Source organism: Streptococcus parasanguinis, assembly GCF_016648925.1.
Lineage (GTDB): Bacteria > Bacillota > Bacilli > Lactobacillales > Streptococcaceae > Streptococcus.
Map to the genome: position 1 here is coordinate 1 of NZ_JACLQX010000002.1, position 14,072 is coordinate 14,072.

The 14,072-nt window shown below is 44.1% G+C and carries 16 protein-coding genes; 5 read left to right on the forward strand and 11 right to left on the reverse strand.

The genetic code is table 11. The features are described 5' to 3' along the window. Window positions 1–116: 116 nt before the first annotated feature. From nusB to uvrA, 7 genes are all read right to left on the reverse strand, one after another. Entirely contained in the window at window positions 117–548 is a 432-nt protein-coding gene (nusB, locus tag H7T97_RS00860; protein WP_003008602.1) for a transcription antitermination factor NusB, read from the reverse strand. Beyond that, window positions 541–930: an Asp23/Gls24 family envelope stress response protein gene (locus H7T97_RS00865; RefSeq protein WP_003005404.1), complete on the reverse strand. Its 390-nt coding sequence runs from the start codon at window positions 928–930 to the stop codon at window positions 541–543. Before H7T97_RS00865 ends, nusB begins: the two co-directional genes overlap by 8 nt. Window positions 931–966: 36 nt before the next feature. Further along, window positions 967–1,527 (reverse strand): elongation factor P, encoded by a 561-nt coding sequence (efp, locus tag H7T97_RS00870; protein ID WP_023919007.1) that lies wholly within the window; start codon window positions 1,525–1,527, stop codon window positions 967–969. Between the two features lie 165 nt (window positions 1,528–1,692). After that, window positions 1,693–2,799 carry an SPFH domain-containing protein gene (locus tag H7T97_RS00875; protein WP_061590914.1) on the reverse strand — a complete coding sequence of 369 codons (1,107 nt, stop codon included), beginning with the start codon at window positions 2,797–2,799 and terminating at the stop codon, window positions 1,693–1,695. A gap of 8 nt (window positions 2,800–2,807) precedes the next feature. Further along, on the reverse strand, window positions 2,808–3,776 hold the full coding sequence (locus H7T97_RS00880) for a TIM44-like domain-containing protein (protein ID WP_155199891.1): 969 nt from the start codon (window positions 3,774–3,776) through the stop codon (window positions 2,808–2,810). 56 nt (window positions 3,777–3,832) lie between these two features. Continuing rightward, the gene (locus tag H7T97_RS00885; RefSeq protein ID WP_049482983.1) at window positions 3,833–4,900 is read right to left on the reverse strand and encodes a M24 family metallopeptidase; all 1,068 of its coding nucleotides are present in this window, start codon (window positions 4,898–4,900) and stop codon (window positions 3,833–3,835) included. Continuing rightward, on the reverse strand, window positions 4,897–7,722 hold the full coding sequence (uvrA, locus tag H7T97_RS00890) for an excinuclease ABC subunit UvrA (protein WP_201088998.1): 2,826 nt from the start codon (window positions 7,720–7,722) through the stop codon (window positions 4,897–4,899). The genes H7T97_RS00885 and uvrA overlap by 4 nt, the downstream gene beginning before the upstream one ends. 121 nt (window positions 7,723–7,843) lie before the next feature. Here uvrA and H7T97_RS00895 point away from each other — a divergent pair, with 121 nt between their 5' ends. Beyond that, window positions 7,844–8,788: a magnesium transporter CorA family protein gene (locus H7T97_RS00895; RefSeq protein ID WP_031576884.1), complete on the forward strand. Its 945-nt coding sequence runs from the start codon at window positions 7,844–7,846 to the stop codon at window positions 8,786–8,788. A gap of 28 nt (window positions 8,789–8,816) precedes the next feature. Beyond that, window positions 8,817–9,494, forward strand: a complete 678-nt coding sequence (locus H7T97_RS00900) for a DUF1129 domain-containing protein (protein ID WP_195424399.1) — start codon at window positions 8,817–8,819, stop codon at window positions 9,492–9,494. Window positions 9,495–9,528: 34 nt separating this feature from the next. Here H7T97_RS00900 and H7T97_RS00905 read toward each other — a convergent pair whose 3' ends face one another. The 4 genes from H7T97_RS00905 to rpsF form a co-directional block, all read right to left on the reverse strand. Next, complete coding sequence (locus H7T97_RS00905) at window positions 9,529–10,050, reverse strand: GNAT family N-acetyltransferase (protein WP_049471839.1); 522 nt, start codon at window positions 10,048–10,050, stop codon at window positions 9,529–9,531. Window positions 10,051–10,336: 286 nt separating this feature from the next. After that, window positions 10,337–10,576 (reverse strand): 30S ribosomal protein S18, encoded by a 240-nt coding sequence (gene rpsR / locus H7T97_RS00910; RefSeq protein ID WP_000068664.1) that lies wholly within the window; start codon window positions 10,574–10,576, stop codon window positions 10,337–10,339. A 41-nt stretch (window positions 10,577–10,617) separates the two neighbouring features. Beyond that, window positions 10,618–11,115, reverse strand: coding sequence for a single-stranded DNA-binding protein (locus tag H7T97_RS00915; protein WP_003008622.1), 498 nt, complete (start codon window positions 11,113–11,115; stop codon window positions 10,618–10,620). Window positions 11,116–11,135: 20 nt separating this feature from the next. Then, complete coding sequence (gene rpsF, locus H7T97_RS00920; RefSeq protein WP_003005040.1) at window positions 11,136–11,426, reverse strand: 30S ribosomal protein S6; 291 nt, start codon at window positions 11,424–11,426, stop codon at window positions 11,136–11,138. Window positions 11,427–11,729: 303 nt separating this feature from the next. On the opposite strand from rpsF, the gene H7T97_RS00925 reads away from it, so the two are divergent. From H7T97_RS00925 to H7T97_RS00935, 3 genes are read left to right on the forward strand one after another with little or no spacing between them, the layout of a single operon-like run. After that, complete coding sequence (locus H7T97_RS00925) at window positions 11,730–12,782, forward strand: bifunctional glycosyltransferase family 2/GtrA family protein (RefSeq protein ID WP_201089000.1); 1,053 nt, start codon at window positions 11,730–11,732, stop codon at window positions 12,780–12,782. Further along, window positions 12,769–13,671, forward strand: a complete 903-nt coding sequence (locus H7T97_RS00930) for a phosphodiester glycosidase family protein (RefSeq protein WP_049471842.1) — start codon at window positions 12,769–12,771, stop codon at window positions 13,669–13,671. The genes H7T97_RS00925 and H7T97_RS00930 overlap by 14 nt, the downstream gene beginning before the upstream one ends. Next, on the forward strand, window positions 13,652–14,059 hold the full coding sequence (locus H7T97_RS00935) for a hypothetical protein (protein ID WP_201089093.1): 408 nt from the start codon (window positions 13,652–13,654) through the stop codon (window positions 14,057–14,059). The genes H7T97_RS00930 and H7T97_RS00935 overlap by 20 nt, the downstream gene beginning before the upstream one ends. Window positions 14,060–14,072: the final 13 nt, after the last annotated feature.

Sequence of the window (14,072 nt, forward strand, 5' to 3'; positions counted from 1 at the left end):
CAGCCCTACTCAACTGTGCGGAGGTGGGACGACGAAATCGAATTCTAACGAATTACCGATTTCTGTCCCACTCTCATATTTTTTTACCAAAAAAAGAGCCAGTAGGCTCTTTTTACTTATTCTTCTGTCACAAATTGACTGAGGACACCGTTGACAAATCGTGAAGAGGTTTCATCTGAAAAGGCCTTGGCCAATTCCACCGCTTCATTGACTGCGACGATCTGTGGTGTATCAAACTCTGTCATTTCGTAAATTCCCAGACGAAGGATGTTTTTCTCTACCAAGGTCAAGCGCTCAACAGTCCAGCCGGTTTTCAAATGTTGACCGATTTGCTGGTCCAGTTGATCTTTGGATTGGTAGACACCCGTCACGAGATTCATGAGAAAGGCAGGAAGATCGACTTCTTTGTCTTCTGCTAGGTCCTTATCATGTAGATAAGCAAAACGACAAGCTTCAACAATGTCTCCATCGTATTCCAAGGCCATCAAGGCTTGGAAGGCGCGCTCACGCAAATCTCGACGTGATTCTAATAAAATTTCATCAGTCATTGAGGAAGTCCTCATTAAACAAATCTTTCAAGTCTGGTTTTGGAGATTTTTCCGTTGCGATACCAACAACGTGAATGTTGACAGCATCCAAGGTTACATCTGCCATATCATAAACTGCAGACTTGACCGCTTTTTGAATGGCTACAGCGACAGATGGTACAGCCACTCCGTATTCTAAATAGAGATAGATGTCTACTGAAACTTGACCATCTTCTTCTGTATGAAGGTAGACGCCACGTCCAAGTGAGCGTTTGGATAAGCTATCTGAAACACTCTTATTTTCAAGCGAATAGACACCCTCGACTTTTGCTGTCGCAATCGCAATAATTTTTTCTAATACACGTGGTGCAATAACGATGTCACCAAATTGTTCAGTTGCCATAGAAGTTCCTTTCTATTTGACACCCTGAGATGTCTCTTATGCACGAGAAACGTAAGTTCCTTCAGCTGTATTGATAATCAATTTTTGTCCTGCTTCGATGAAGTCTGGAACGTTTACCACAAGGCCAGTTTCCATTGTAGCTGGTTTACCAGAACCTGTCACAGTAGCACCTTTGATAGATGGTTGAGTTTCTGCAACAGTCAATTCAACAGTTGTAGGAACTGTTACACCGATTACTTCGCTTCCGTAGAATTGAATTTTTACTTCTGAGTTTTCAAGGATGTAAAGCAATTCTTGTTCTACGTTCACAACTGGAATTTCATATTGGTCATATGTTTCTGTGTTCATGAAGTAAGCTGTATCATCCATTTTGTACAAGTATTGAGCTGGAACAGTTTCGATAATCGCTTGTTCAAATTTTTCTTCTGGACGGTAGCTTGTATCAAATGTTGAACCAGTACGGACATCACGCAATTTCATACGCATGATAGTATTTCCTTTACCTGGTTTGTGGTGGCTAGCTTCCAAAACGCGGATTAATTTTCCGTCAGCTGTTTCAAAAGTCATACCAGCTTTCAATTTACTTGCTTCGATCATGTTTTATTACCTCTTTATTAAAAATAGATTACTCTTTATTGTAACACACTATTTGATTTTTCTCAAACAGCAATTTTCCCTTTTTAGGAAGGCTAGAAGGCGGAGAGAGATTGCAGAAACGAGTCCTTCGAATCTCTACATCTCCAACTCCATCTTCACAATTCCTTATTGATCCACAGGCACAATATTGCCATCCGCATCTTTGGTGACATGGACATACTTTCCATCTACTTCAATGTAGAAGGTATGAGGCTTGTCTTGAGCTGGAGAGGCTTGTTTTTGAAGGTCATTGCCAAGGGCTTGACCCAAGTTCATCCCCATGATCATGTTCATGCCATTACCACCTTCATTTTTAGCAGCTGCGACCAAGGCTTCATTGCGAGCACGACGTTCTTCGATTTCAATGGTATTGTACTTCATCGCTGCCAATTCACTGTCCAGTTTATTGACCTTGGCCATACTGTCTGCATCGTAGCTCAAATCTTCGATGAGGACATTGGTTAATTCGATACCATATAATTCTGTCCAAGTTTTGTTGACTTCGCGTTTTGCAACTTCATTGAAGACATCTTGGTCCGCATTGATATTGTAAATGTCCGCCTTATTTTCTGCTGTATATTTTGAAATGGCCACTGCAATTTTTGGAGCCAGGTTTTGGCGTAAGGTTCCCTGAGCCACATCTTCCAAGGTAAATGGCTTATCTGTAGTGATTTGACGACTGACTGCACTGATGTAAAAGAGTACAGGATCTGCTACTTTAACATCATAAAGACCATAAAAACGAATACTAAGAAGTTGTTGGTAACGGTCGCTAAAATACTCGACTGGATTTTGAGTGCCAAATTTATTTCCTGTAAAAGGTTGCATCCGCACAAAAATAATTTCTTGTTGGGTGACCACTTGGCCTCCAAATGAGAAACGATTCTTGAACTGATCCCACGTTCCTTTCACACCACCCTTTTCAAACAACCAGGCATTTTCACCGGCTTGCCATTCGTGGCTCCCTGCTTCTAGAAGGTCTCCTAGAAACGTTCCATTATTGACCAAGAGAGCAACATATCCTTGGGGAACGATGACAACAGAGCCATCTGTCAATAGACCTGTATTTTGGTTGCTCTGACGAGAGCGCCCATCTGGATCTTTGGTCAAGAGCTGTCCCTTAATGGCCAAAGCTGTTGCTGGAACAGCTTCCGGCAAGGTAATGGCTTCCTTAAATTTACTATCTTGAAAACTTGAAATGCCCGCTGAAAGGGCTGCTTTAATAAATCCCATACATTCTCCTATCTGTAGAATTCAATTTCATCCACAACTTCGTAGACATCCAAGACCCAATCTTTTGGATTGTGCTTCAAGGATGCTTGGCAATATTCACACTTGTCGATTGAATCAATCGTCAATGGCGCACCACAGTTCGGACAATGATCACTAACGACTTCTGAATTCTTAATGATCTCTGTCTGCGCTCCATGTTCACGGAGGAAGACCATGCGGTAAACAGTAAAGAGATCTTTGGTTGGATCCCCTTCGATCACACGACCCGTTTCATCATTTCGGATGTAATCTCTCATTGTCGATGACAGAATGACTTCGATGCGGTCATTACCATCTGGATTTTCGATAAAGTCTTTGATCTTCGAATCTTCCACACGCACGCGCTCAAGAACATTGGTTGTTTTGGCGCGAATATGCTCTTGCAACTGCGTCAAGTGTTGCTCATAAAGACTCGTACTTTCTAGATTCCGCACGGAATTCCAATCTTTTTCTGTCCAGGCAGACTGCAATTGAAGATAAACCAGCTTAACTTGCGACAAGAAGCGGTCTTCATCAAACATTGGATCCAGTTTACGGATGCGACGAATCGCTTCATAGTTGTTCTCAATTGGTCGACCAGCCCGTTCTTCGGTTGTCCGTTTTGGACCACTATTTGAATAGGACGAATCATCACTCTCATTAGCCTCTTTTGCAATATTATAGACAAATCCAATCAATCCAATGATGGCGACAACTGCTACCGCCCCACCAGAGTCTGATCCAGAACTAGAACTGTAGCTACTGGATCCACCAGACCAGCTACTGCCACCAGACCAGCTACTTCCCCCTCCAGACCAGCTACTACCACCACCACCGCCAGAATGAATAGTGCTACTACCACCACTATGCGTATTGCCGACACCAGCATGAGCAGAAGGAGCAAATGCAAATAGAAGGGCTACTAGAAGAATTCCCAATACTAAAATTCGTTTTTTCATAGGCCTCATTTCTTATCTTTGTTTGTTACACAGGGGTTAAGAAAATACTGTCTATTTTATAGGACAATCAATTCTTTAGGAGCAAGAGTCAAGACTTCACAGCCAGTTTCTGTAATCAAGAGGTCATCTTCGATCCGCACGCCAGAGAGACCTTCGATATAAATACCTGGCTCATCTGTTAAGACCATACCTGCTTGAATCGCTTCTTTAGACGTTTGGCTGAAGTATGGTTCTTCGTGGATATCTAGCCCAATTCCATGACCGATTCCATGAGTAAAGTATTGACCATAGCCGGCTGCCTCGATCACATCACGTGGGATTTTATCAAAATCACGGAAGCCAAGTCCATCTTTAGCAGCATCAATCAAGGCTTGATTGGCTTTCAAAACGGTTTCGTAAATCTCTCTTTCCTTGTCGCTGACATGTCCTGCATAGATTGTCCGTGTCATATCGCTAACATAGTGATTATACAAGCAACCAAAATCAAGGGTCAAGGCATCTCCTGCTGAAATGACCCGATCACTTGGAGTCGCATGAGGCATGGCAGAGCGTTCACCAGCTGCTGAGATAATATCAAAAGATACACCAGAAGCTCCTAACTCCCGCATTCTAAAATCTAGGAAAGTCGCTGCTTCCAACTCTGTCGTTTTCCCTACCTTGATATAGTCTAAAATATCATGGAAGGCTTGGTCAGAGATGCTACAAGCTTTTTTAATCGCCGCAATCTCGGTCTCATCTTTAATCAAGCGCAATTCCATGACAAAGTTCGCTAGGGATTGAAGGCTAATACCACTGAAAACAGAAGCCATGCGGGCATGGTAGGCCACCGTCACTTCATCCTCAAAACCAAGTTCTTTGATTCCAAGGTCCTTAACGATCTCTGCAGCTGCAGTCAACTCATCGCGGGTTTCCACAATCTCTACAAAGGGGAAACAAGTCGCATGGGCATGGATGGTGTAGCGCGAATCTGTAAAGAGTACCACGCGTTCTTCTGTCACCAAAGCGGTCCCGTTTGAACCCCAGAAATTGGTTAAATAATAAACATTTTTCAAATTGTTAATCAATACCGCTTTGAGGTTTTGGGCTTTCATTTTGTTTCTTAAGTTGCTGATCCGTTGATTCATTGTAATTTTCCTTTCAAATATTGTCCTGTGTAGCTAGCAGGATTTGCTGCTACTTCTTCTGGTGTTCCGGTCGCAATAATGGTTCCGCCACCGACACCGCCTTCGGGTCCTAAATCGATGATATGGTCTGCTGTCTTAATGACATCCAAATTGTGCTCAATCACAAGGACCGTATTGCCATCATCCACAAACCGCTCTAAGACTTTGATCAAGCGAGAAATGTCTTCGGTATGGAGTCCGGTCGTTGGTTCATCCAAGATATAGAAGGATTTTCCTGTAGAGCGCTTGTGCAATTCAGAAGCCAACTTCATCCGCTGCGCTTCCCCACCTGAAAGGGTGGTCGCTGGTTGCCCCAGCGTTACATAGCCCAAGCCCACATCCTGGATGGTCTTGAGTTTGCGTTCAATTTTTGGAATGTGCTTGAAGAATTCAACTGCCTTGTTGACCGTCATATCCAGCACTTCTGCGATATTTTTTTCCTTGTAGTGGACTTCGAGAGTCTCACTATTGTAACGACGTCCATGGCAGACTTCACAAGGAACGAAGACATCTGGCAAGAAGTGCATTTCAATCTTGATGATCCCATCTCCTGAGCAGGCTTCACAACGCCCGCCCTTGACATTGAAACTAAAGCGGCCTTTTTTATAGCCCCGAATTTTGGCTTCATTGGTCTGAGCAAAGAGATCGCGAATGTCATCGAAGACGCCTGTATAAGTCGCTGGATTAGAACGAGGAGTCCGACCAATCGGGCTTTGATCAATGTCGATCAAGCGATCGATGTGCTCAATCCCCTGAATCGTCTTGTATTTTCCTGGTTTTTCCGAATTTCGGTTGAGCTTTTGAGCGATGGCTTTTTTCAAGATGCCATTGATCAAGGTCGATTTTCCAGAACCGGAAACTCCAGTGACTGCGATGAATTTGCCCAGAGGAAAACGAGCTGTGATGTCTTGTAAGTTGTTCTCACTGGCCCCTGTAATTTCAATAGAACGGCCATTCCCCGAACGGCGTTCTGTTGGAACCGGAATCTTACGCTTGCCAGACAAATATTGACCGGTGATGGATTTACTGTTGCGCGCCACCTGTTTTGGGGTTCCAGCCGCAACGATCTCTCCACCAAAGACACCGGCACCTGGGCCGACGTCGATCAGGTAGTCGGCCTCTCTCATGGTATCTTCATCATGTTCGACGACGATCAAAGTATTGCCCAAGTCGCGCATCTTCTTAAGACTGGCAATCAGGCGGTCATTGTCCCTTTGATGGAGGCCTATAGACGGCTCATCCAAGATATAAAGGACACCAGAGAGGTTGGAACCGATCTGGGTTGCCAAACGAATGCGCTGACTTTCCCCACCTGATAAGGTCCCAGCTGATCGCGACAAGGTCAAGTAATTGAGGCCAACATTATTTAAGAAGGTCAAGCGATCTTTAATCTCTTTTAGGATCGGTCTTGCAATCGTAGCTTCATTGTCCGTTAAAACCAACTGATCCACAGCTTTTAAGTGGTCCGCAATTGATAGATCTGACACTTCCCCGATATGCATCCCCTTTTCTCCTCCGACACGAACAGAGAGAGCTTGGTCATTGAGACGGTAGCCATGGCAGGTCGCACAGGTCAATTCGTTCATATAAGAGCGCATTTGGTTGCGGGTGAAATCACTATTGGTCTCACGGAAACGACGGTGAATATTGTTTACGACCCCTTCAAAAGGAATCTCAATATCGCGAACCCCACCAAACTCATTTTCATAGTGGAAGTGGAATTCCTTCCCGTTTGACCCATAGAGGACCAAGTCCTTTTCTTCTTGAGAAAAATCGGAAAAAGGTCGGTCCATATCAACGCCAAAATGGATCATGGCTTGCTCCAACATCTGTGGATAGTAGTTGGAAGAGATCGGATTCCAAGGAGCAAGTGCTCCTTCACGAAGTGTTAAGCGATCATCTGGCACCACCAAATCCAAGTCCACCTCTAGCTTAATGCCCAGCCCATCACAGTCTGGACAAGATCCGAAAGGTGCATTGAAAGAAAAGAGGCGGGGCTCTAATTCAGGAACGGTAAAGCCACAGACTGGACAAGCATAATGCTCAGAAAAGAGCAGTTCCTTACCATCCATGGTATCAATCACCACATAACCATCCGCAATCCGAAGGGCTGCTTCAATCGAATCAAAGAGCCGCGAGCGGATGCCCTCTTTAATCACGATTCGGTCCACAACTACTTCAATCGTGTGCTGCTTGCTTTTAGATAGTTCTGGAACCTCTGTCACATCATAGATCTCACCATCGACCCGCACCCGGACATAGCCGTCTTTTTGCACCTTTTCAATGATATTCTTGTGCTGGCCTTTTTTCTTGCGAATAATAGGAGCTAGAATTTGCAGGCGTTGGCGCTCTGGTAATTCCAAGACTTGATCGACAATTTGCTCAACCGAAGAAGCCGTAATCGCTCCATGCCCATTGATACAATAAGGCGTCCCTACACGCGCATAGAGCAAGCGCAGGTAGTCATTGATCTCTGTTGCCGTCCCTACTGTAGAACGGGGGTTTTTACTGGTCGTTTTTTGGTCGATGGAAATGGCTGGACTCAAGCCATCAATGGAGTCGACATCTGGTTTTTCCATATTTCCCAAGAACTGCCGGGCATAGGCCGATAAGCTCTCTACGTAGCGGCGCTGACCTTCTGCATAGAGGGTATCAAAGGCCAGACTGGACTTTCCAGATCCAGACAAACCCGTCACCACGACTAATTTGTCCCGTGGAATTTCCACGTCTATATTTTTTAAATTATGGGCGCGTGCCCCATGAATGACAATTTTATCTTGCATATTCTTACTCTAATCACCTTTTTGTTAACCTCCATTATAACAAATTTTTTAGTATTCTTTTATCCAAAACCGTCCTTTTTCTGATATAATGTTAAGGTGTAAAAAAACAAGGGGAGGCACCATGAAACAGGTCTTTTTATCGACAACGACTGAATTTAAAGAAATAGAGACGCTGGAACCCGGTAGCTGGATCAACCTTGTGAACCCTTCTCAAAGTGAATCGATGGAAATCGCCTCTGCTTTTAATATCGATATTGCAGACTTACGGGCACCACTCGATGCAGAAGAAATGTCCCGTATGACCATCGAAGATGAGTATACCTTGATCATCGTCGACGTTCCCATCAAGGAAGAGCGGAACAATCAGACCTACTACGTGACCATTCCGCTAGGGATTATCCTGACAGAAGAGGCTATTATCACGACTTGCTTGGAGAAATTGCCGCTTCTCGATATCTTTATCAACCGACGCTTGCGGAATTTCTATACCTTTATGCGGTCACGCTTTATCTTTCAGATCCTCTATCGCAACGCTGAACTCTACTTGTCAGCGCTTCGTACCTTGGATCGCAAAAGCGAGCAAATTGAAAGTCAATTGCACAAATCAACGCGTAATGAAGAGCTGATTGAATTGATGGAGTTGGAAAAAACCATCGTCTACTTTAAGGCCTCTCTGAAAACCAATGAGCGCGTGATCAAGAAATTGACCAGCGCCACTAGTAACATCAAGAAATACTTAGAAGACGAAGATCTACTGGAAGATACCTTGATCGAAACCCAGCAGGCCATTGAGATGGCGGATATTTATGGAAATATCCTACACTCCATGACCGATACTTTCGCATCAATCATCTCCAACAACCAGAATAACATCATGAAGACCTTGGCCATGGTGACCATCGTCATGTCCATCCCAACCATGATTTTCTCGGCCTACGGAATGAACTTCAAAGACAATGAATTACCGCTCAATGGAGAACCAAACGCCTTCTGGCTCATCATTTTCATCGCTTTTGCCCTGACCGGGTCTCTCGTCGTCTACCTCATTCATAAAAAATGGTTCTAACACCTACTAATAACACTAAGGAGTATTTATGTCTCAATTTGATTTAACTCAATTAAGTAAAAAAAATCAAGAATTCGTTCGCATCGCCAAACACCAATTGCTTGAAAACGGAAAGACAGAGGAAGAAGCAGAAAGCCTCATCCAAGAAATTTTACCAGCTATCCATGAAAACCAAGGAAAAGGAATTCCGGCACGGACCCTTTTTGGAGCTCCAACTGTTTGGGCGAATTCTTTCAGCGAGAAAGAACGCTATGAAAAAGAGCATCCGAAATTAAACGATGCTCCCTCTCTTATGATTTTGGATTCCTTCCTCTTTATCTTTGGTGTCTTTGCTGCGATTAGCGCCTTTATGAACTTGGTTGCACCGCGTCGTACTGGCTATGGGTTGATCACCTTAATCCTTGGAAGTTTGACAGGGGCTCTGCTCTTGTATCTCATGTACTACTTCTTCTATCAGTATATGGATGGCACAAAAGATCGCAGTGAGCGTCCCTCTCTTTGGAAATCCATGCCGATTCTTGTCGGAGTCATGTTCCTTTGGGTCATCGTCTTGTCCTTTACCTCCTTACTTCCACAAGTCCTCAACCCAACTATTCCAGATGTTTTTGCCATCGTTTTAGGAGCTCTAGCGCTTGTCCTTCGCTTCTACCTCAAGAAACGCTTTAATATTAAAAGTTCGAGCACAGCACCCGCAACTCGACGTTAAAAAGAAACGGATGAAGTTTTCATCCGTTTTTGTTTTACTGTATTTCCCTGTTCAATCTTTTTGAAAAATAGAGGACTAAGTCATCATTGTTTTCACAAGAACTGTAAGGGGCCAAGGGGTGATCCCTAAACCAAACCCCAGATCCATCTGGGATATAGCCCCGTTTGACATACAGTCTTTGAGCTGGACCATAACCCGAGTGTAAACCAACCCCTAAAGTAACAATCTCTGATAGTAGCCAGACTCTTTTTTCCGCCTCCTCTAAGAGTTGATTCCCAATCCCTCGATTTCTAAATGGTTCAAAAACATTAAAATCAGATAGTTCAGGATAGACTCCCACGAAAGGGCCGTGCTTGGCAGCAGGCAATATAGTGATATAGCCTGCCACAAATCCATCCGACTCAGCTACTAATACGTCCCTCTCTCTATTCTCCTGCTCTTGAAAATAGCTAGTCAAGATATCCTCTCTACCTGGCCACCCTTGGTGGATAAAGGCTTGAGAGATGTGCTCAATATCTGCCTTTATCATCCTCCTGATGATTACACCTTCCTTCATGTTGCGCTCCTTGATACCTTTCTCCCCATCATTATAGCATAATTAGAGCTTGAGAAAGGTCAAAGAGCTTCACACGGACCTAACTCACTATCACATTTCTATGCTCGCAAAAAAAGACCCGTTAGGGTCTTACTCGCTTTTTTATTTTCAAGCTCGTGAAAAAGAGGTCCACTGGACCTCAACTCGCCCTTACATTTCCAAGCTCGTGAAAAAAAGACCCGTTTGGGTCTTAATTCGCTCTCTTGTCTTCAAGCTCATGAAAAAAAGACCCGTTAGGGTCTTTTTTTTAATCTTCGTTTACGAAAGGCATCAAAGCCATTACGCGAGCGCGTTTGATAGCTGTTGTTACTTTACGTTGGTTCTTCGCTGAAGTTCCAGTTACACGACGAGGAAGGATTTTCCCACGTTCTGAAACGAAACGGCTAAGAAGCTCAGTATCTTTGTAATCGACATATTCGATTTTGTTTGCTGCGATGTAATCAACTTTTTTACGGCGTTTGAATCCGCCACGACGTTGTTGAGCCATGTTTAATTCTCCTTTATAGTTTTAATTCGTTAAACCCATTCTTAGAATGGAAGATCGTCGTCTGAGATATCCATTGGATTCGCTCCAAATGGATTTTCTTCACGACCAAAGTTTGGCGCTGCATTGCTTGGTTCAGATCCACCAAAGCTTGGGGTTGCATTTCCAGCAAAACCACCGTTGCCTGATGAATAACCACCACCTGCATGCCCTTCGCGTGCTGCACGGCTTTCCAATAGTTGGAAGCTGTCTGCTACGACTTCAGTGACATAAACACGTTGACCTTGCTGGTTTTCGTAATTACGTGTTTGAATGCGACCGGTAATCCCAATCAAAGCACCTTTCTTAGCCCAGTTGGCTAAGTTTTCTGCTTGCTGACGCCAGATCACACAGTTGATGAAATCGGCTTCGCGCTCTCCATTTTGACTCTTGAAGTTGCGGTTGACAGCTAGGCTGAAAGTAGCAACTGCTTGATTGCTTGGAGTGTAGCGAAGTTCAGCATCACGGGTCATACGACCGACAAGTACAACATTGTTAATCATAAGTCACCTCTGATGATTTCTTACGCGTCAACTTTTACGATCATGTGACGAAGAATGTCACCGTTGATTTTTGAAAGACGGTCGAACTCGTTAAGAGCTACAGCGTCGTTCGCTTCAACGTTTACGATGTGGTAAAGTCCTTCACGGAAATCTTGGATTTCGTATGCAAGACGACGTTTTTCCCAATCTTTTGATTCAACAACAGTTGCACCGTTGTCAGTCAAGATAGAATCGAAACGTGCTACCAAAGCGTTTTTAGCTTCTTCTTCAATGTTTGGACGAATAATATAAAGAATTTCGTATTTAGCCATTGATAATGTTCCTCCTTTTGGACTAATGACCCCCTGTCTTTGCAAGGGGTAAGTGAGGTTTACTCACAAGAAACTATTATACCAGACTTTTCGAACAAAGGCAAGAATTATCTTTAGGATTTAAAAAATGATTCTGGACGTCCCCTTCGAGAAAAAAGAAAGAAATGTCCTAAAAAATGACATTTTATAGAAGAAACCCCTCCCCTTCTTTCTCCTCTTTCCTTAAAGAAAACTGATATCAGTTAGCTTTAAGCTTGAGTCTTTATACTAGCTACAACAAATCTCAAGAAACGAGGAACGATTATGAATTATCTTATCATCCCCGCCTATCAACCGGATCTGAATCTTGTCAAACTGGTTCGTCTGGTTCACGCTAAGAGCGATCTCCACATCATCGTGGTCGACGATGGGAGTGACGCTGACAAGAAAGTGATTTTTGACAAATTAGAGGGTCTTGCGACAGTTCTGACCCATGAGCACAACCAAGGAAAAGGGCAAGCTCTCAAGACTGCTTATGCCTACATCCTAGAAAGAGGCACCTATGGAAGCATTGTTACAGCTGATGCAGACGGTCAGCACAAAATTTGGGATATTTTCAGGGTTGTTAACCAATCTCAAGAGCATCCTGGAACACTTATTCTAGGAGCTCGCGCCTTCTCTGGAAAAGTTCCTTTGCGTTCTGCTTTCGGGAATAAATTGACTCGCTTTCTCTTCAAACAACAAACCGGAGTGGCGGTCAGCGATACCCAAACGGGCTTACGAGCTTTTACTACGAATCTCTTACCTTTCATGCTTGAGGTTGAAGGACAGCGCTATGAATATGAAATGAATGTGCTCCTCGCAACAAGCAAATCCTTCCCCATCGTGGAAGTTCCCATCGAGACGGTCTACATCAATGACAACGAAGGCTCCCATTTCCGACCTATTCGAGATGGACTCATGATCTACAAGGACATGTTCAAGTTTGCCCTCTCCTCTCTGAGTAGTTTTATCGTTGACTATCTGGTCTACGCCTTCTTCCTTTTCGTGATGATGGCCGTGCCCATTAGTCTGCGTATTCTCCTAGCGAATGGAATCGCTCGTGTAACGAGTTCCATCTTTAACTACTCGACCAATAAGCACCTAGTCTTTAAGAACAAAGACAGCGTCGCTAAAACTGGAAGTGGCTACTTTGGCCTAGCCCTCGGCCTCTTTATTCTCGATACGCTCTTGATTCGACTCTTCTATACTGCTTTCGGGCTCAATCTCCTGATCAGTAAGATTGTCGTCGGCTTCCTCCTCTTTCTGGTCTCATGGGTGATCCAGAAAAAAGTGATCTTCAAAGAAAGGACTGCTCCCCACCATGAAATTCTTTAAAAAATCCTACACCTATGCTGCCTGCTTTGGCCTTCTTTTGACCAGCAGTTTTAGCTACTCTATGCTCAAGACCTTTGTCTTATCCGATGCCATCCAAACTGTAAAAGCTACGACTACGGACACCAAGGCAACCAAAAAAGCAGCTGCATCGGCTACAACGACCGATACTAGCTATTCAGATGACAATATCCAGGTGAGCCTAACAGAAAAAACGGTTGAAAATACCCAGGTTTACATCGCAGATATCACAGTCAGCTCATCTGACTACCTCAAAACAGCCTTTGCACAAAATACTTACGGAACCAACGTGACTGCTAAGACCTCTGTCACAGCCGCCAACAACAGTGCCATTCTGGCAGTGAATGGTGACTATTACGGGGCTAACAGTACAGGATACGTCATCCGAAATGGAGTGGTCTACCGAGATACCGTTCGGGAAGATTCAAGCAATGGGGACTTAGCCATTTACAAGGATGGATCCTTCAAAATTATCTACGAAGATGAGATCTCTGCGGATCAATTGGTCAAGGACGGGGTCGTCAATCTCCTCGCTTTCGGTCCTTCCTTAGTTGAAAATGGAGAAATTACCGTCGATACCAACTCAGAGGTCGGGCAATCTATGGCATCCAACCCACGGACAGCGATTGGGATCATCGATGAAAACCACTACATTATCGTCGTGTCAGACGGACGGACTTCAGAAAGTGAAGGGCTTTCTCTCTACCAATTAGCGGAAGTGATGAAATCGTATGGCGTTAAAACAGCCTACAACCTGGATGGGGGTGGATCTTCTACCCTTTACTTCAATGGCCAAGTCATTAACAAACCAACAACAAATGGTACTATCTCAGAAAGGGCGGTGAGTGACATTGTCTACATCGGTTACTAATCCTATTAAACAACGGTTGAAAAAAACGATTCTCTGGTACACTCTGATTTCAGCTTTCTTCTTTGTCGGAAGTCGCATCTATGAACACTTTAGTTTTGGCGAAACCTCTGCCTTCATGCACTACCTCTTCTTGATTCCTTTGATCGGTGGCGCCCTACTAGTGCTTCTACAGTTGATGGTGAAAGGCCTCTCTCGCCTGAGCCTCAATCTTTGGAATTCAGGAGTGGCTACGCTAACAGCCGGAGCCCTCTACCGAGGGATTGTCAACCTCTCTGGTCGATCTACCACAATGGATCAACCCTATTATTACCTTGGAGTCGCCTTTCTAGCACTAGCTCTGATCAGCCTCTTCTTTGTCCGCAGTGTCTGGGTGGAGAAAATAGCCTAAGATCAAAAACGTC